We start from the raw sequence: 15,175 nt of genomic DNA, 5'->3' as shown, positions 1-15,175 counted from the left end.
AGGCATTGGAGGATTTATCATGACCAGAACGAACAATGGAAAAACCGTTTCTTGCTTCATTTTGATCATTTTACAACTTTTTCTTGGAATTGGCGCAGTGTTTGGCGGCGGTGCGTTAATTTTGTCGCCTGACGGTACACTTTTGCATATGCCGTTATATCTGCTGAAGTACACAGTCTTTGACTCATTTTTGATTCCGGGTATCATCTTATTCTCTGTCCTGGGTGTCTATCCGATCTATATCGCATTTCTGCTGATCTTCGAAAAGCCGATGTTTATTGGTGAACGTATTCGATTTGATGCTTCAGCCTCCGCTGCATGGAATCATTCGCTTTATATCGGTTTCATTTTGATCGGATGGATTACCATTGAAGCCTATCTTATGCACGACATTGTGTTTATCCATGTTTTTTACATCTTTCTTGGCCTAGCCATCCAAGCGGTGACTGTACTTCCCTCGGTGAAAAAGCATTATTCCATTTAATGTTGGGAGTAAACCTATAAATAAAAAACGGTGTAAATTCAACTGATGAATTTGCACCGTTTTTTGAATAGCGGTTTTGTTTGATCAGCCCGTTTTACCGAGTTTTTTGGTTAAGCGTTTGTTGGCTTGCTGAATGTGATGATCCATCTGTTCCAACGTTTTGACAATTGCTTGCCGATCATTTTTTTGGATTGCGGCTCTCAGGTGATGCATCGCGTGATGGCGGCCGCCAAATTTAGCATGGTGAAACAGCCGTGCAATTTTTTGATGGGCCTCCTCAGCTGAGATTTTTCCTTGTTTCTGCTCTTTTTGTATCGCCTGAATCTTCTTGGCTTGTTTGTCCCATTTTTTTTTGCAGTTTTGTTTCTGTTTTTTGAAATCTGAGCTCTGGCGCCATTCACCCATCAGGCGGTGATGTGTATTCATATCCTTTTTCATCGTCTGGGCAAGATCGGCGGGGGCGTATTTGTCAATAACCTGTACCAGCCACTGATGCTTGAAATTGTGGTCTGGTGCCTCCATTGAATTGTGGACCGATGTGGCTTGACCGGTTTGTGGAAGCATCATCGTAAGCATCAGGATGGGCAGAAGAAGCAAACGTGTCCGTTTCATAAACGATCCTCCAAATTAAGTTTTTCTTAGCTTGTGCATCTTTTACAAAAATGATGCATAAAAAGGTTTGAGCATTGGTTGACCATGTGTTAATTTGTTAATAATACATGGTGAATCGGTAGCTTTGTCTGGTGGAAGAGATAAACATCAGCTGCCATTCTGAAAGGAACGACAATATGAAAGGGATATCACTCTATCAGGAATTCAAAGTATTATTGATTGTTATTATCGGGGCGCTGCTGAATGCGGCTGCTCTGAATTTATTTCTCATTCCTGCAAAGGTGCTTGCCGGAGGAATTACCGGTATTGCCCAGCTCGTTAACTCAATGCTGGAGCCGACCGCTTTTCATATAAGTACCGGGATTCTGCTCCTTTTAATGAATATCCCAGTCATCTATGCCGGCTGGATTAAAGTGGGGCGCCGTTTTACTTTTTACAGCACAATCAGTGTCGCTCTGACAACGCTCTTTATGGAGATTATCCCGCTTCATCCGTTGACCAATGACATTTTGCTGAACGCAGTCTTTGGCGGCGTGGTGCAAGCGATTGGCTCGGGAATAACACTTAAATTCGGTGCTTCTTGCGGTGGGATGGATATCATCGCAATGATTCTGACCCGCGTCAAGGATCGTCCGATCGGTTTTTACATGTTCGCGCTTAATGCTGTAATTATCCTTTCCGCTGGATTTCTGTTCGGTTGGCGCCGGGCTTTGTACACGTTGCTTCAGCTTTATGTAAGCATCCGTGTCGTTGATGCCATTCATACAAGTTATGTAAAGCTGACTGCATGGGTGGTTACGGATCAAGCAAATGAACTTCAAAAAGCGATATCCGTCCAAATGTATCGGGGAATTACGAAAATATCGGCGAAGGGCGGCTATACGAATAAGGATAAGGATTTGCTGATGATTGTGTTTACTCGTTATGAGTTGTATCGGTTGAAGCAAATCATCAAAGAAGTAGACCCGCGTGCCTTTACCAATATTGTCGAGACGACGGATGTGTTTGGGTTGTTTGTACGTAAGAAGGATGCTTGATGGAAAAACGCGTGAATGAAGGGTGAATGAGGAGCGGAGAAATCCGCTTTTTTTGAAGGCATATAAAACTATAGGTTATGTCTCGCTCATTTACTGCCTGTTTGATGATTTTTGGAGATGAAAGTGAGCTTTTTTATACTCCGTTTCATCAAAGCTTAAGTTTGCTAAAATGAATTGGCGAAAATTCATACGCAGCAATAATCCTTCCGTTGCCGCGCTCATGAGCAGGATAAACTACTCCAAAAAGGAACGTGTGCAGGTTCGGTACCCTTTATCAGGCAGATGATCGGCATGCGTCTAGTGAAGCACGTGAAAGCATAATCAATGGATTTTTCGAAACCTATCTTCAATTAAACAAGAAAGAGGAGGATCAATTGATGGACCAAGCGAAAGAACTCCCGGAAGAAATCCGAGAAGAAGTACTCAAGTGGCCGAACTCTTTTTATGACCGCGGAGTGGAGGGCGGCATTGAAAAAGGAATTGATTCCGTTGTTGCGCTTAACCGATCAATCTGATAAACTTTTCATAAAGCAGGAAAAGGAGGTGGGTCAATTGTCATTAATCACGAAGTGTCGCGCTCAGTTGAAGTCATTTCTCTATATCATCCGCGCGATTTTTGCTGCATTTTTCTTCAAGGGATCAGTCTGCCCTTTTTTAGAAAAAACAGCATAGCTTTGTGAATGGACGCATGACCCACTAACGGAACTCAATTATTTTTTTAATTGAATCAAGATTGAAATCATCCATGGGTAAATACGCCTGTGGATTTTTTGCATGTAGAAAAATAAGGAAGTGACTTGAAAATGATGATATGCCAGGCAGATCATGTACGAAAAAATATTGCTGGAAATGAAATTCTGCACGATGTCAGTTTTTCAGTGCTGGAGAATGAAAAGGCTGCCGTTGTCGGGCCGAACGGGAGCGGGAAAACAACCCTGTTTCATTTAATCGCGCGTATCGATACGCCGGATCAAGGCGCGATCGCTATTAAAAACGGCGCATCAATCGGCTATTTGCGTCAGCTTCCCGACGGGCAGGGGCGTGTGGCGCGTGAAGTACTGATGAGTGCTTTTTCAGAATGTAGAAAAGTAGAAAGAAAGATGAGAACACTGGAAAAGGCATTGGCAACTGCGAGTGAGGCGCGGCTTGAAAAGCTGTTGGCAGATTATGCGCATGTTCAAGAACAGTTTCAGGAAATGGGCGGCTACGAAATAGATTATAAAATTGATCAAGTTGCTGAAGGGCTTGAAATTAAGCCGCTGTTGGGACGTCCGTTTGCTTCGCTGAGCGGAGGCGAACGAACAAAGGTCGGACTCGCGCTTCAGCTCTTGCTGGAACCTGATCTGCTTTTACTTGATGAACCGACGAACCATCTGGATATCCTGGCGTTAGAGTGGCTGGAGCAGTACATCAGGCAATATCAAGGAACGGTTCTGCTTGTCTCTCATGACCGCTTTTTTCTCGATCGTACCGTGAATAAGGTGCTTGACCTTGATGACGGCGAGATGATTGCTTACAAGGGGAATTACTCCGATTTTGTTAAAGAAAAACAAGAACGGCTGCTGAATGAATTTGCTGCTTATGAAGACCAGCAGAAGAAGATCAAGAAAATGAAAGAAGCAATTAAACGACTGAAAGAATGGGCCAATCAGGCAAAACCGCCGAACGCTGCCATGCACCGAAGAGCAAAGAGTATGGAAAAAGCGCTGGACAGAATGGAACGGCTGAAGCGTCCGAAAATGGAGGCTGATAAGATGGCACTTGATTTTGCGCATGGCAACCGCACGGGAAATCGCGTACTCAGCTGCAAGGATTTATCCGCAGGTTTTAATCATAAACCGTTGTTTGAACATGTGAATCTAGATATTCGTTATCGCGATCGAGTGGCAGTCGCAGGACCTAATGGTGCCGGGAAAACGACGCTATTAAACTGTTTACTCAGAAAATGGAGGCCGATTCACGGCGCCATTCATCATGGGACAAACTTGAATATCGGGCTCCTGTCACAGCATGTGTTTGAGCAGGAGGCGGAAAAGGAACGACGCGTGATTGATGTCTTTCGCGAGCATGCCCAATTGACCGAAGGAGAGGCAAGACATGAACTGGCGAAGTTTATGTTTTATGGATCAGATGTTTTCCGCAAAGTCGGTTCACTGAGCGGAGGAGAACGTGTACGTATCCGTCTGGCTGACTTAATGATGAAAAAGATCAATGTGCTTGTTCTTGATGAACCGACGAACCATTTGGATATTGAGTCGCGCGAAATTTTGGAAGAAGCCGTAAACCGATTTTCGGGTACCGTACTTGCGGTGAGTCATGACCGTTATTTTCTGGCAAAGTGTTTCAACAAGATTTATTGGCTTCAGAATGGCCGATTAACGAGAGAGGAACATTTTTCAGAATCCGCGCATACAAGTTAAAGAAGACCCGCGAGGTGCTCACACTCGCGGGTTTCTTTTAATTCTTTTTTTTCGTCAATGCGCGTTTTTGTTTTTCATTCGTATAGTAGCGCATCACATGCTCGACGTACTTAGGGTCTCCGTAATTGGCCCAGTTGAGTTTCTTAGACTTCTCTTCTGAAAACTGACGTGCCAGCTGCGGCGTGTATTTACCGCCGCGCGCCTTGACATAATCGACGAAGCCGAGGCCGAAATTATAACTCTGGAGCGCGAGTTCAAGGTTACCGTTTGATCGTATCAATGCCTTTTTAAAATAGTGAGTCCCTGCCTGAATGCTTTTTTTCGGGGAAGTTATGGAATTCCTGGGCATCCCCAGACTTTCAGAAGCTTGCATCACGTCAACAGCTTTTCCTTTTGACTCCTGCATGGCAATTGCCATGATGATATCCGTATACTGTTCGACACCATTCGCTTTGGCCGTTTGAGCAATAATCGGACGGTACTGTTCAACCTCCGGACTGATGACTCGCTGATCGTTAAGAAGCGGTACATGCTCGGCCTGTGGACTATACATACTCGAAATGATATAGAGGAGCACAAAAGAAATAGCGATGATCAGTGAAGAAGAGACGATTAATTTGATAATTTTGGTCATCCGTTATTCCTCTGCCTTTTCATTTCGTTCATTATATTTTTCAATGAAAATAGCGTTTTTCGACCGTCTTATTAAAAATTAGATGATTCTCTCCGGCCATTGGTTCAGAAATGCACCTGGGAATGAGCGGCATCATTGCTCACGTGCCCAGCAGTATTGCATAAGATGTGATGAGGTTAATGCCCAATGGCGGCAAGAAAGGATGACATGAGAAATGTGCGGAATCACAGGCTGGATCGACTGGCGGCAGGATTTGCGCGGCGCGGGAAAGACAATCAAACGGATGGCTGAAACGATGAATCATCGCGGGCCGGACGATTTGAACACCTATGTGTCGGAGCATGCAGCGCTTGGGCACGCACGCCTGGTCGTTGTCGATCCTGAAGGCGGCTGTCAGCCGATGAAAAAAACAGTGAATCATCATGAGTACGTACTCGTTTACAATGGAGAGCTATACAATACTGAGGAAATTCGTTTGGATCTGTTAAAAAAGGGCTACACCTTTCAGGGGCACTCAGATACTGAGGTACTGCTGACCGCTTATATTGAATGGCGGGAAAACTGCGTCGATCATTTCAATGGTATTTTTGCATTTGCGGTCTGGGATACTGCCAAGGAGACCTTATTCGGTGCACGCGACCGCATGGGTGTCAAACCGTTTTTCTATAAGGAATCGGGCGGCAGACTGCTGTTTGGTTCTGAATTGAAGGCAATTCTTGCGCATCCCGACGTACGGCCGGAAATAGATCGCGAAGGGCTGTATGAAGTATTCGGACTCGGTCCGTCGCGGACGCCGGGACACGGCGTCTATTTGGGTATGCATGATCTTCGCCCGGCTCATGCATTCACATTTACGAAAGACGGCATGAAAATATGGCGTTACTGGAATGTGGCGAGCCATGTTCATACAGACAGTTTGGAGGATACGATTGTCCATCTGCGTTATCTTGTTACGGATGCGGTTAAACGTCAGCTTTATGCGGATGTTCCGGTGGCAACCTTTCTGTCGGGAGGGCTGGATTCCAGTGGTATTTCGGCGATTGCCTCCGAATACTTTCAAGAACAGAAACGTCCGCCATTGCATACCTTTTCCATTGATTATGTGGGCAATAACCGTTACTTCAAAACAAGTAAATTCCAGCCGAATAGTGACGCGCCCTTCATTGAAGAGGTTTCCAAATACCTCGGTACGGTACACCATAATCTCATTATTAATAATGAACAGCTTGTTTCTTATCTGAAAAAAGCGATTGTGGTTCGTGATATGCCAGGTTATGCCGATGTTGATTCCTCACTTCTCTGGCTTTGCGAGGGGATTCGCAAGGAATTTACCGTTGCCCTTTCCGGAGAGTGCGCTGATGAGATCTTCGGAGGCTATCCTTGGTTTCACAGCCCAGAAACATCGGCTAAAGAAGGCTTTCCATGGATGCGTTCAATCAATGCACGTCAGGATCTGCTCAATGACAAATGGGGAAGCAAATTAAACCTTAAAGAATACGAAATGGCACGGTTTAACGAGACGGTTGCCGAAACGCCTAAGCTCGAGGGCGAATCGGTTATCGATGCGAAACGGCGCGAACTATTCTACTTGAACATGAACTGGTTTATGACTGCATTGCTTGACCGTAAAGATCGCATGAGTATGGGTGCAAGCCTTGAGGTACGCGTGCCATTTGCTGACCACCGAATCGTCCAGTACATGTGGAATGTGCCGTGGACGATGAAAATGCTGGACGGTCATGAGAAAGGTATTCTGCGCGCAGCACTCAAGGGTTATCTGCCTGATGATGTGCTTTATCGCAAAAAAAGCCCGTATCCGAAAACCTATCATCCGAAGTATACGGAAGCTGTCTCAAAATGGCTGCAGAAGGTGGTCGATACGCCAAGTTCGCCATTGCTTGAATTAGTAGACAAACAGAAACTGCAGGCACTCATTGATACGAAAGGTAATTCATTTAAAACGCCATGGTTCGGTCAGTTGATGTCCGGTCCTCAGCTGATTGCCCATATGGCGCAAATGAACGAATGGCTAAAGACGTACAATGTGAACATTCTTGATCAATAACTGTATTCAAAAGAACATTCGCCGACGCTTTTAAATCAGAGATAATTTTGGATGAAAACCAATAAAGAAAGAACGGCTCCGCCAAGTTAGGATGGTTGAGCCGTTCTTTGTTATTCTCATGTGTTCATTTGTGATCTGGTTCGAAATGTGGGTCAGCGCGAATAAGGAGACTTAAAATGCTTTGCAAGTGAAGCAACGTCAATTGTACCGAGTCCGGTGCTCTGGTTATAAATGGTCCCCTTTGTACCAGTGTAATAGAGATTGGTATTTTCTGTTCCAGTCGCGCTTAGCGGGTGGAACGGTGAGTTCTTTTGCTTGGCGAATCGATAAATTTGACTGTTCCAGAAACCAATGCGTCCTTTTTGCGTACTGTTGATCAGCGCAGTCAGGCCGGCAAGCTGCGGCGACACGACACTTGTTCCTCCAAATGTGCTGAATCCGGAATTTGTGCCTGGTGCATTAGGATCGGAGAGAAATACTTTATAACCTGTATATGGATCCGCGTTGAGCGATACATCAGGCATATTTCTTCCGCTTGATCTCCCTGTAACAGTCTTCGGATCACTGAGCCGCGTGACCGAACCAAAATCAGAACTTGGCTGCCAGAGCTGAACGGCTGTAAAACGATTGACGCCGGCAATCCCTTTCTGATAATCAGGAGTTCGGAACAGCTTGCTGAAGCCCCCGCCCCCGCCGACAAAGTAATAGTTTGCCCATCCTTCCGGCGTTCCGAGACCGAGCGAATCAAAATAGGGATAAAGATAATTCCAGCCCCAGGCACGTTCGGATGAAACGTTGACTTGAACCCCTGTCTTCGTTGTATAGGACCAGGGGAGTGTTGTTCCTCCGGCGGCGGTAATATAAGGGCTGTCGGCCGGATTATCAACTGCTAAATTGTAGGTGCCCACATCGCGGCTGGCGTCATAAGCGCCAGCATCCCCAGCGGAAGCGAACATCGAAATGCCTTGAGCTGCGGCTTGTTCAAACAACTGATTGTAGACAAGAGCGTAAGCGGGATCCTCGGTTTGATCTTTAATAGCGGCGCTGATTGCCGATTCACTGAGTCCCCAGCTCACAGAGATCTGTGAGGCTTTGTTTTCATTAATTGCGGTGGCGAACGCGTTTACGAACCCGGCGTCTGTGTTCGGTCCGATGTAGACATTAACGTCCGCCTGTGGAGCAAGCGCCCCGGATTGCTCAACATCAAGCGACGTTTCCTCATATCCGTTCCAGTCGGACCCGCCGTCGACAAGAATCTTGTGAATGCGATCTGCTTTAACATCAATGCCTTCCTGTTCCCAGAAACTATAAGCATCCTCAGCGTTAAAGTCTGCTAACGTAACGATACCTATTGTCTGCCCTTTGCCGGTTGCCCCTTGATCATACAACGGGCTGACATTGTACTGCTTAATAAGATCGGAAGGATCGAGATTGAGCGGTCCACCGCTTGCGTTCGGTGTCATTTTAAGGGGCCGTTTTACTGCGCGAGGCGTCAGCTCGGAATAGTTGGTTAAGCCAAGAACCGCCAATACATGATTCGCAAGAAAGCGGGGTAGCTTTGGTCCTTTTTTTACTGCATGGAAGCTTTTACCTCTGAATTTTGCTTTTCGTATGGTGACGCTGAAAGCCTTGTTGAAGTCTCCGGCAGTCCCACTTGCGGAGACAATCAGGTTATTTTCGTACACTTTGGAATGGATATGGTATTTTTTCAGGTAATGAGTGAGTGCTTTAACCGTGATGTCTGATGCGCCAAATGCTTTTTTAAATTGAGTGACGTTCAGGTATTTGTGATAGAACGCGCTGCTCGGATCAACCGTTTTCGCTATATAGGATTGCAACTGCCGTTCATTGTTGGCTTTTAAGACGATATCTACGGAAACTGGCGTTTCATCTGGAAGATCGCCGAAATAGTCGGCATTTTCCAATACGGAGCGTCCGGTTCCTTGTTTGACAGATGTCAGTTCCTGATCCGCTTTATTCGAGGATGCCGCAGCTGCAAAGGACGGCAGCAAACTAAAGACAAGTAGCAATGATAGAAAAGCAGTAATGACTAATTTGCCCCATTTTTTCAACATTGATGAATCATCTCCCTGTAATCTATTTTTTGTAATGAACGATGATGCTCCCTTATCTCTATTAAATAAGATTGATTATACTCTAGATAGATTGATAGATTAAGCATCTATGTTCAAAATAATTTGACATTATTCGCGCTTAATTGGCAGAAATAGGAATAAAAACCTAGAATAAATAGGACAAATGTCACAAAAAAACGATGGGATGAACATAGACAGTAAAGACGATTGATCAAGGTAAGTGAAAAAAGGTACATAAGTCCCCCTATTCTGTGTACGCGGTTACTGCAAACGAATAGGAAAGATTGAGCTCGGATGGTTTGCTCGATTAACTAATAATCTGATGAATACAGCATAAGAATTAATAAGGTGAAAAAAAGTTACATATAAAGTTAATTAATCTGACAAATAATTTAACTAAATGTCTAGACAACCCGATCTTTTTATGCAAAAATGACAGAATAGTAGAAGAACAATGACAAAAATCAAAGGAGGGGGAGCATTGATTTGTAAGAAACGGTTTGCTTTTTTGCCGTTTATGACCTCATATTTTTATTATTGATCACAGGGGAGAGAGATATTATGTTGGGTTTTCTTCAAAGAATAGGCAAGTCGCTCATGCTTCCAATCGCTGCGCTTCCTGCGGCGGCCTTATTATTGCGTTTTGGTCAGCCGGATCTGCTTAATATACCGTTCATTGCGGCTGCCGGGAACGCGGTTTTTTCAAATCTTGCATTAATTTTCGCAATTGGCATTGCTGTAGGTTTTGCCAAGGATAACAATGGAGCGGCCGCACTTGCCGGCGCGATGGGCTTTTTCGTACTCAGCGCCTGTGCGACTTCTCTGAATAAGACGATAAATCTTGGTGTACTCGGCGGAATCATTGCTGGAATCATTGCCGGCATGCTTTATAATCGTTATCATAATATTAAGCTGCCTGACTGGCTCGCTTTCTTTGGCGGCCGCCGCTTTGTTCCGATTGTGACGTCAGGGGCAATGCTCGTGCTTGGATTTATTTTCGGCTATGTCTGGCCGTATGTTCAGACAGGCATGTCACATCTGGCGACATGGTTATATGATGCCGGTGTCTTTGGTGCTGCGATTTACGGACTTTTAAATCGTTTGCTTTTGCCGCTTGGTCTGCATCATGTTATAAATACGCTTGTCTGGTTTGAATTCGGTACGTTTAAAGGATTTCACGGTGAAATTACGCGGTTTCTCAATGGAGATCCGCACGCCGGGCTGCTGCTCTCAGGCTTTTTCCCGATCATGATGTTCGGTCTTCCAGCCGCATGCTTTGCCATGATTGCCGCTGCAAAAAAGGAAAAACGCAAGGCGGTTACCGGCATGCTCGCAGGTATCGCACTTACATCGTTTGTCACCGGTGTTACGGAACCGATTGAATTTTCATTTATGTTCCTCGCGCCTGCACTCTATGTCATCCATGCTATTTTGACCGCATTATCACTGGCTGTCACTTATATGCTCGGTATTCATGACGGATTCAGTTTTTCAGCAGGAGCAATCGACTATATTATTAATTATCGAATTGCGCAAAAGCCACTGCTGTTACTGTTTGTCGGCATTATCTTTGCGGCAATCTATTTTGTTGTTTTCTATTTTGCAATCAAATGGTTCGATTTGAAGACCCCCGGTCGTGAGGACGATGATCTTATTGAGACGAATCCTGATCCGAACGCTGCTGGCGAAACGGGCGATAAATATGAAGCGATGGCGGCTCGATTTATCAAAGATATCGGCGGCAAAGAAAATATTACCAACATTGATCACTGTACGACTCGTCTCCGATTGACGGTTGCGGATTCGCAGATTGCCGATGGTACGGCAATGAAACATCACGGAGCTCATGGAGTTGTCAAAGTAAATAAGACGAATCTGCAGATTATCGTTGGCACCGATGTGGAGTTCGTCGCAGACGCAATGAAGAAACTCGTTCAATCATCTGCCGATCTTCCTGATACTGGGATAACGGCGTCTGAGCCAAGTCTGGTGACTGTAACGATCGGAGCAGAATCTGTATGCGCGCCAATAAAAGGCAAACTGCTGTCAATTACTGATGTTCCGGATAAAGTTTTCTCCGAAAAAATGATGGGCGACGGTTTTGCTATTGATCCGGAGGAAGGACTGGTTGTTTCTCCAGTTGACGGAAAAGTAAGCGGCGTGTTCCCGACAAAACATGCGATTGGTTTGACGGGAAGCGATGGCTTAGAGGTATTGATTCATATCGGCATTGATACGGTCACGTTGAATGGCGAGGGGTTTATCAATTACGTGCAGGAGGGCGAGGGCGTTGTAAAAGGGCAGAAACTGATATCTTTTGATATTGAGGCAATTAAGGATAAAGTTCCTTCGCTGATCAGTCCTGTAATCTTTACAAACCTTGACCCATCAAAGCATGTTGTGCTTAAAAAGAGCGGACATGTGGCGCTGAACGAATCAGATATTGTCACCTTTGATTAATTGAACGGTTAGCGAAAAGTCTGTGTGTTTGACGGCGCAGACTTTTTTTCTTTGTATTCATAAAGTCCCCCGTATGACAAACACGAATTCTCAGATTTTAATTTAAGGAAGAACGACCTATAATTCCTTAAGTGCTGCGTTAATCTGAGGAAGCAGATCATCCCATGAGGCTTCCGGTGATTTGCAGACGGTGATAAAATTATTGAAACCGAAAAGACTGATGACACCGTTTATTGCAATTAATTTTGTTAAAATTGGAGAATTTGTCTGATTCGTTTTGAAGACTTCGATCCGTTTTGAAAACAGAGATTCTTCAGCGGTGAATTTTAATGCATTCGGGTTTGGCGTGGACGTCATGGTCAATTTCATCTGGATTTTCCTTTCTATGATTAAGTGATCGAATCATGTCGTTTTTTTCATTATATATCATGAGGGAACAAATCGCATAAAAGGAATCCTGGAATGGCAACATGGAGACGATCTGAGAGATGAAATAGGCCGGATATTCAGTTATACTAAACGTAAGTTCGAAGAGGAAGGAGGTATTTGCAGTGGCTGAGAACAGTTCTTCTGAAGAATTGAAAGACCGCATACTTGAGGCGTTGGAAGATGTTATTGATCCTGAATTAGGCGTAGATATCGTCAACCTGGGGCTCGTGTATGGCGTCGATATAGATGAAGAAAACAATGTAATTGTAACCATGACGCTGACCTTTATGGGCTGTCCGCTGTCTGCGTCTCTTTCCTATGACGTTAAGCGCACACTTGGAGAGATCGACGAAGTAAATCAAGTAGATGTGAATTTTGTATGGGATCCGCCGTGGACGAAGGAGCGCATGTCGCGGTATGCCCGAATTGCACTTGGACTTTCAGAATGAACCATTTGCTGCATGATCGGCCGGAGCAGGACGCAAATTCTGCTTCGGTATTTTTGCGTTTCACCTTAACACCGTCTCAGGTGATGAACGCATCATTCTCGGCATATCTTTTTATGTGCATGTTTTTGTGCGGGAGCAGGGGGTAAATTGATGGAAGAAGCATTGGTGTTTGGCGGACTCTCGTCTATTGGCTTTTTTCTTACTGAAAGACTGCTTGACGCGGGAATTCGCGTCTATTCCATTAGTTCGGCGACGAGCGAAGAAGAGAAGGATCGTGAAGAAGAAAACGAACTTTTTTTGGGGCGCAACGCGCTGTTTCAGTGTGAACGAGATGAGCAGCGGGCGGAAGGAACGTATCTTATTCTTGCCGACACCTTTCGAATAAATCGGGAAAGCAATGATCGGTTGAAGAAAAGAATACGTCGCCTATTTGTGAATTTGCCGCAAATGCAACGTGTACTTTTTCTTTCTTCATTGGAAGTGTGTGGGGAACGTGCTGAGGAGACATGGATGAAAAGTCCGGCGCATCCGATTTCTGCCCGAGGAAAAGCTGCGAATGAAATGGAATTGTTTTTTGTTAACCTTTTGCGAAAAATAAAGAGAAAAGAGGCAGTTATTTTTCGGACGGACTTGAACCTGATTTCTGAAAGGGCTGATGGTGAAGTTATAGCAGCGTTGATTATTGGATTAATGAAAAAGGATCATGAGGGTCTTGATGCTGTTCATTTTAAGAAAGGACTCGACCCGAATGCTGCGATCAATAAAAAACTCAGCAGTCTTTTGCCGCAGGATTATAAGAAATGGCTGCAAAGAACAACGTGATGATTGGTTAAGTTCCTTTCTGATCGAATAAAAGGAACCGCTCTAACGAACGTACGTTCGGCGGAACGGTTCTTTTACTATTGTTGCTTTAATAATTATGGCTTCTTAAAGAAATTGAGCAGCGGAGACAATTGTTTGATTGCCGGTGCCGTTTGATTAATGACGTTTACCAGCTGCGTTGCCCCATTTACCATTTTGCCCACATCAATGTGGCCGTCTTGGCCGAGAAACGGTTTTAAAAATCCGGGTTGCGCGGGCTGCGTTGGCTGTACTGGCTGCACAGGCGGCACGTTCATTCCACTTGCCTGCCAGCCGCTGTTCTGATAGAATGCTTGTGGCGGTTGGTAGGTTTGTGATTGCTGCACGGGCGGAATTTGGGAACCAAACATCAGATACGTAAATGGGTCAAAGTGACTGTCTCTTGGATTTTGAGCAGGTTGAATCAAGAGTCTCCCTCCTTTACATCTGGCCTTTATCATATCTTATGCCCTTAAAGTGATGAATGTGTGATTCATTCGCCTTTAGTCGATGAGCCGGGCAGAGACAGGCCGCTTTTCCTTTTATTATGAAGCCTGTTGGACAAATGATTTTTAGTGTATTATATTGTTACCAAGTTATTATATATACTGTTAAGATCTGAGAGGGGATTTGCGGATGTCCGCGGGAATATTGGGAATGGGCAAGTTTGTTCCCGAACGTGTGGTTACAAACACCGATTTAGAAAAAGTCATGGATACTTCCGATGAATGGATTCGGACAAGAACCGGAATTGAGGAGCGGAGAATCGCTGACGATGAAACAGATACGTCGGATATGGCATTCGCCGCTGCCAATCAAGCGATCAGAAATGCAGGATTGACGGCTTTCGATATTGATTTAATTCTCGTTGCAACGGTTACACCCGATCATCCTTTTCCTACCGTCGCGTGTATGCTTCAGGATCGTCTGGGGGCAAGGCGTATACCTGCAATGGATATCAGTGCTGCATGCTCAGGATTTATTTATGGAATGATTACAGCGAAACAGTTTATTGATAATGGTACACTTCGCCATGTACTCGTTGTCGGTGTTGAGAAACTGTCGAAAATTACAAATTGGGATGATCGTGGAACCGCCGTTCTCTTCGGCGATGCAGCTGCGGCGGCAGTTCTCGGCAATGTTTCAGAAGGTAAGGGCATTTTGTCGTTTGAATTAGGCGCTGACGGAAGCGGCGGTTCTTATTTGTATCAAGACGGCAAGTACCTTAAAATGAATGGACGGGAAGTCTTTAAATTTGCTGTTCGCCAAATGGGCGAATCGGCAGTTCATGTGGTGGAAAAGGCCGGTCTTAAAAAAGAAGATATTGATTATCTCATTCCGCATCAAGCCAATATAAGAATCATGGAAGCTTCACGAGAGAGACTTGGAATTCCTGAAGAAAAAATGATCAAAACGATTCAGAAATACGGCAATACCTCCGCTTCCTCAATTCCTCTTGCTCTGATTGATGCGCTTGAGGAAGGGAAGATTAAAGATGGAGATGTGCTTGTGATGGTAGGCTTCGGCGGGGGGCTGACCTGGGGCGCACTCACGTTAAAATGGGGCAAGTAACAGATTATTTAATCGTATAGCCATTATTTATTTATTACTTATTTTATAAAGGTTCCAATCCTAGCAAAAGGAGAGAA

The 15,175-nt window shown here is 44.8% G+C and carries 15 protein-coding genes; 10 read left to right on the top strand and 5 right to left on the bottom strand.

Translation table 11 applies throughout. The features are described 5' to 3' along the window. The first annotated feature begins 19 nt into the window (after window positions 1-19). Window positions 20-484, top strand: a complete 465-nt coding sequence (locus NIE88_RS13055) for a hypothetical protein (RefSeq protein WP_253062703.1) — start codon at window positions 20-22, stop codon at window positions 482-484. 84 nt (window positions 485-568) lie between these two features. Here the strand turns inward: NIE88_RS13055 and NIE88_RS13050 are convergent, their stop codons facing one another. Beyond that, entirely contained in the window at window positions 569-1,096 is a 528-nt protein-coding gene (locus NIE88_RS13050; RefSeq protein WP_253062702.1) for a hypothetical protein, read from the bottom strand. A gap of 176 nt (window positions 1,097-1,272) precedes the next feature. Between NIE88_RS13050 and NIE88_RS13045 the strand changes: the two genes are divergently transcribed. From NIE88_RS13045 to abc-f, 4 genes are all read left to right on the top strand, one after another. Next, window positions 1,273-2,133 (top strand): YitT family protein, encoded by an 861-nt coding sequence (locus NIE88_RS13045; RefSeq protein WP_253062701.1) that lies wholly within the window; start codon window positions 1,273-1,275, stop codon window positions 2,131-2,133. Window positions 2,134-2,510: 377 nt separating this feature from the next. Further along, window positions 2,511-2,648 (top strand): hypothetical protein, encoded by a 138-nt coding sequence (locus NIE88_RS13040; protein ID WP_253062700.1) that lies wholly within the window; start codon window positions 2,511-2,513, stop codon window positions 2,646-2,648. Window positions 2,649-2,676: 28 nt separating this feature from the next. Further along, on the top strand, window positions 2,677-2,805 hold the full coding sequence (locus tag NIE88_RS22830; protein ID WP_373689439.1) for an RAxF-45 family protein: 129 nt from the start codon (window positions 2,677-2,679) through the stop codon (window positions 2,803-2,805). 131 nt (window positions 2,806-2,936) lie between these two features. After that, entirely contained in the window at window positions 2,937-4,553 is a 1,617-nt protein-coding gene (gene abc-f, locus NIE88_RS13035) for a ribosomal protection-like ABC-F family protein (protein ID WP_253062699.1), read from the top strand. A 37-nt stretch (window positions 4,554-4,590) separates the two neighbouring features. Here abc-f and NIE88_RS13030 read toward each other — a convergent pair whose 3' ends face one another. After that, window positions 4,591-5,187, bottom strand: a complete 597-nt coding sequence (locus tag NIE88_RS13030) for a lysozyme family protein (RefSeq protein WP_253062698.1) — start codon at window positions 5,185-5,187, stop codon at window positions 4,591-4,593. 214 nt (window positions 5,188-5,401) lie between these two features. On the opposite strand from NIE88_RS13030, the gene asnB reads away from it, so the two are divergent. Beyond that, window positions 5,402-7,252, top strand: a complete 1,851-nt coding sequence (gene asnB / locus NIE88_RS13025) for an asparagine synthase (glutamine-hydrolyzing) (protein WP_253062697.1) — start codon at window positions 5,402-5,404, stop codon at window positions 7,250-7,252. 152 nt (window positions 7,253-7,404) lie between these two features. On the opposite strand, the gene NIE88_RS13020 is transcribed toward asnB, so the two are convergent. Beyond that, window positions 7,405-9,327: a S53 family peptidase gene (locus tag NIE88_RS13020; protein ID WP_253062696.1), complete on the bottom strand. Its 1,923-nt coding sequence runs from the start codon at window positions 9,325-9,327 to the stop codon at window positions 7,405-7,407. 582 nt (window positions 9,328-9,909) lie between these two features. Here NIE88_RS13020 and nagE point away from each other — a divergent pair. After that, on the top strand, window positions 9,910-11,808 hold the full coding sequence (nagE, locus tag NIE88_RS13015) for an N-acetylglucosamine-specific PTS transporter subunit IIBC (RefSeq protein WP_253062695.1): 1,899 nt from the start codon (window positions 9,910-9,912) through the stop codon (window positions 11,806-11,808). Window positions 11,809-11,925: 117 nt separating this feature from the next. Here nagE and NIE88_RS13010 read toward each other — a convergent pair whose 3' ends face one another. Next, complete coding sequence (locus NIE88_RS13010) at window positions 11,926-12,177, bottom strand: NifU N-terminal domain-containing protein (protein WP_253062694.1); 252 nt, start codon at window positions 12,175-12,177, stop codon at window positions 11,926-11,928. Between the two features lie 182 nt (window positions 12,178-12,359). Here NIE88_RS13010 and NIE88_RS13005 point away from each other — a divergent pair, with 182 nt between their 5' ends. Together NIE88_RS13005 and NIE88_RS13000 are read left to right on the top strand one after the other, a co-directional pair. Then, window positions 12,360-12,686 (top strand): metal-sulfur cluster assembly factor, encoded by a 327-nt coding sequence (locus NIE88_RS13005; RefSeq protein ID WP_253062693.1) that lies wholly within the window; start codon window positions 12,360-12,362, stop codon window positions 12,684-12,686. Between the two features lie 150 nt (window positions 12,687-12,836). Continuing rightward, window positions 12,837-13,508, top strand: coding sequence for a Rossmann-fold NAD(P)-binding domain-containing protein (locus tag NIE88_RS13000; protein ID WP_253062692.1), 672 nt, complete (start codon window positions 12,837-12,839; stop codon window positions 13,506-13,508). A gap of 95 nt (window positions 13,509-13,603) precedes the next feature. Here NIE88_RS13000 and NIE88_RS12995 read toward each other — a convergent pair whose 3' ends face one another. After that, window positions 13,604-13,954 carry a YppG family protein gene (locus tag NIE88_RS12995; RefSeq protein ID WP_253062691.1) on the bottom strand — a complete coding sequence of 117 codons (351 nt, stop codon included), beginning with the start codon at window positions 13,952-13,954 and terminating at the stop codon, window positions 13,604-13,606. 208 nt (window positions 13,955-14,162) lie between these two features. Here NIE88_RS12995 and NIE88_RS12990 point away from each other — a divergent pair, with 208 nt between their 5' ends. Then, window positions 14,163-15,098, top strand: a complete 936-nt coding sequence (locus tag NIE88_RS12990; protein WP_253062690.1) for a beta-ketoacyl-ACP synthase III — start codon at window positions 14,163-14,165, stop codon at window positions 15,096-15,098. Window positions 15,099-15,175 lie beyond the last annotated feature (77 nt).

Source organism: Sporolactobacillus shoreicorticis, assembly GCF_024125445.1.
In the GTDB taxonomy this organism is placed as follows: Bacteria; Bacillota; Bacilli; order Bacillales; family Sporolactobacillaceae; genus Sporolactobacillus; species Sporolactobacillus shoreicorticis.
Note: the sequence above shows the minus strand (reverse complement) of the source record. Positions and strands in the feature narration are given on the sequence as shown.